Annotated in this window: 3 protein-coding genes; all 3 read left to right on the top strand. The window is 52.7% G+C overall.

Features of this window, described 5'->3' with window-relative positions:
- Positions 1 to 36: 36 nt before the first annotated feature.
- On the top strand, positions 37 to 603 hold the full coding sequence (locus tag NZ772_16365; protein ID MCS6815129.1) for a response regulator: 567 nt from the start codon (positions 37 to 39) through the stop codon (positions 601 to 603).
- A gap of 136 nt (positions 604 to 739) precedes the next feature.
- Entirely contained in the window at positions 740 to 2473 is a 1734-nt protein-coding gene (locus tag NZ772_16360) for a DUF3352 domain-containing protein (protein MCS6815128.1), read from the top strand.
- Positions 2474 to 2476: 3 nt separating this feature from the next.
- A partial coding sequence (locus tag NZ772_16355; protein MCS6815127.1) for a DEAD/DEAH box helicase occupies positions 2477 to 3125 on the top strand: 649 nt, incomplete at its 3' end.

Genomic DNA, 3125 nt, shown 5'->3' with positions numbered 1-3125 from the left:
GTATTAGCAAGGCTGTGAGCTCCCCTAGACCTAGAGGTGCTAGAAGCCAGCAATGGCCTAGAGGCGATCGCCCTCTGGCACGAGTGGCGGCCCCACTTTATTTGGATGGATTTGCGGATGCCTAGCGTCAATGGTTATGAGGCAGTGCGTCAAATTCGTGCCCAAGAAGCGCTCACTCCTCATCAACACACCAAAATTGTAGCCCTGACAGCTCAAACCTCAGAGAGCGATCGCGACTTGGCCCTCGCCGCAGGTTGTGACGACTACATGAGTAAACCAGTCCAGGTCAATCTCATGTTTGAGAAGCTAGCTGAACAGCTTGGTCTGAAATATACCTACAGCGATAGCTCCTCTGAGCAAGATTTTGCCTTGTCAAGACAATCGTTAACGTTTGCTGATCTAGCCATGATGCCCCGTGACTGGCTAGAGGCGTTTCACCACGCTGCCCTAATTGGGGATGACAAGACCCTGATGGTGTTGGTCGAGTCAATGCCTTCTGATCAGGCTGCGATCGCCCATCAACTTCAGCTACGCATCGAGCAATTTGAGTTCGACAAACTCATTAGTCTGGTTCAACCCTGTTTAGATGGACAAACGTCCTAAATCTAGGCGGACAAATATCATACCGTTGATTAGCGAGTTGCTGTAAATTTGCTGTGCTGTGGTGGTCATTGCTGCCAAGACTCTGCTAGATTGTCTACGGGATTGCTGGATTATGAACTGTCTCACTCGGTAGGCTATGCAAAAGAAATCTTCTCTGGTGCCAATTTTAGGCACGATCGCACTGTTGGCAGGTGGTGGAGCTGCAGCTTACTGGGTCTACACGCAGCGTGGCCCTGGGGCTAGTGATTTGCCTGTAGGGGCGACGGTGTTGCCTCAAGATGTGTTGCTGACGATGACCATCTCCACCGATGAAGCTCAGTGGAAGGCGCTGCGATCGTTTGGCACCCCCAAAACCCAAGCAGCATTTGACCAGAGCTTATCTAACCTAAAGGCAACGCTGTTACAAACCAATGGTTATAACTATGATACAGACATCAAGCCCTGGGTAGGGAAAGAGGTGACGATCGCCTTTTTACCCCCTGCACAAACCCCGGCCACAGCTCCCAGTCCCAACTCTAACTTCCAAGCCACACCGTCTCCGACTCCAGAGCAAACCCAAATTATTGTGCTGCCTATTGCCAAGCCTGCCGAAGCAGAGAAACTCCTCAAAAATCCTAAGCCATTGAAACAGGGCAAATGGACGACTCGCATTTATCAGGGAGTGCAGATTCAGGAAACGGAAGGTGCGGAAAGCAATTATTCCGCTAGTGTGCTGGACAATAAGTTTCTGGTGGTAACAACGAATGCTAAAGCTACGGAATCGGTGATTAATGCCTACAAGTCAGGTAAATCCATTGCCCAGACCCCTGGCTATGGTAAGGCTCTAGAACAGATTCGAGACAGCAAGCCCTTTGGGCAACTCTATGTCAACATTCCAGTAGCAGCAACGCTAGCAGCAGGCAGTTCAGAAGGAGCTAACCAAGTCTTGCAGCAAAACCAGGGACTAGCCGCAACGATCGCCCTAGAACCTGAGGGCATTCGCATGAAGGGAGTATCATGGCTACGGGCAGACAGCGCTCAGAAACATATTGTCGAGAATAACGCCAAAACTATGCCCAATCGTCTGCCAGCGGAAACTCTGATGATGGCATCGGGGTCTAACCTTAACCAACTGTGGCAGCAATATGTGCAGACAGCGAGTGGCCAAGCTGTGCCCCTTGACCCCAACCGCCTATTGGAAGGCTTCAGAACTGCAACTGGTCTAGAGCTAGACAAAGATATATTGGCTTGGATGCGGGGAGAATTTTCCCTAGCGTTGTTGCCGGCAAAGCCGGGGGCATCATCCACGTTTCCAGCGGGGTTGGTAGTGATGGTGGAAGCCAGCGATCGTGCCACAGCGGACAAGGCCCTAACCCAGCTTGACCAGGTGATGAAGGATCGCTATCGGTTCAATGTAGAGTCTGCAACGATTGCTGAAAAGCCAGTCGTTAACTGGTCGATTCCCCTAGTAGGCACCTTAGTAACCAGGGGTTGGCTAGAGGGCAACGTCACCTTCTTGAGCTTGGGTGCTCCTATTACAGAAACGTTCCTGCCCAAACCAGCGTCTACCCTGGGAGCCAATGATTTATTCCAGAAGGCAGTGCCAACTCAACCTAACCCTAGCAGTGGGCGCTTTTTCTTGAATGTAGACCAAACCTACACCACCTTGAACACTACCAACCTGCCGCTATCCAGGATTTTGCCTGTCGATGAGGATGCTGCTAGGGCTGTGCAAACAATTGGCCTGACAACGGGCATTGTCAACGATCGCACCGTGCGCTACGAGCTGTTGGTGCGGCTAAGCAAGGGTAACCCACCAGGGCCGCTGCCCTCACCCCAGGTTTCTCCTGCCAGCCCTAGCCCTGATGTGCCTACCTTACCCTCTCCCTAGGCTGTGACTGGCGATGGCACCCTAGATCCTATCTTGACCTGGTTTACCCGCCAAGGCTGGCAACCCCTGGCCTTTCAACAGGCTGCTTGGGACGCATACTTAGCGGGTCATAGTGGTATGATCCAAGTGCCCACGGGGTCAGGCAAAACCTACGCCGCCGTAATGGCAGCGATCGCCCGGATGCTAGTTCATCCTCAGCCAGGACTACAACTGTTATACATTACCCCCTTGCGGGCACTCTCACGGGACATTGAACAGTCCATTCGCAGGCCGATCGTCGAAATGGGCTGGAACCTGCGAGTTGAGTCCCGTACAGGCGACACCAGCAGCAGTAAAAAATCTCGCCAGCTAAAGGCCATGCCAGAGATTCTGATCACTACCCCAGAATCCCTAGCGCTGATGCTATCTTACAGCGAGGCCAAGACTCTCTTCCAGCATCTGCAAGGGGTAATCTTGGATGAGTGGCACGAACTCCTGCACAGCAAGCGCGGTACCCAAACGGAACTCTGCCTATCACAATTGCGGCACTGGCAACCCCGCCTGCAAACCTGGGCCTTGTCTGCCACCTTGGGCAATTCCCAGGAAGCCGCACAAACAGCAGTAGGCATGGGAACAACCCCAGTGCTGATCCAGGCTGACCTTCAGCGGCAAA

This window comes from Cyanobacteriota bacterium, assembly GCA_025054735.1.
Classification (GTDB): domain Bacteria; phylum Cyanobacteriota; class Cyanobacteriia; order SKYG9; family SKYG9; genus SKYG9.
Note: the sequence above shows the minus strand (reverse complement) of the source record. Positions and strands in the feature narration are given on the sequence as shown.

Coding starts and splice junctions, on each gene's coding strand:
- NZ772_16360 (MCS6815128.1), top strand. CDS start 740: ATGCAAAAGAAATCTTCTCTGGTGCCAATTTTAGGCACGATCGCACTG.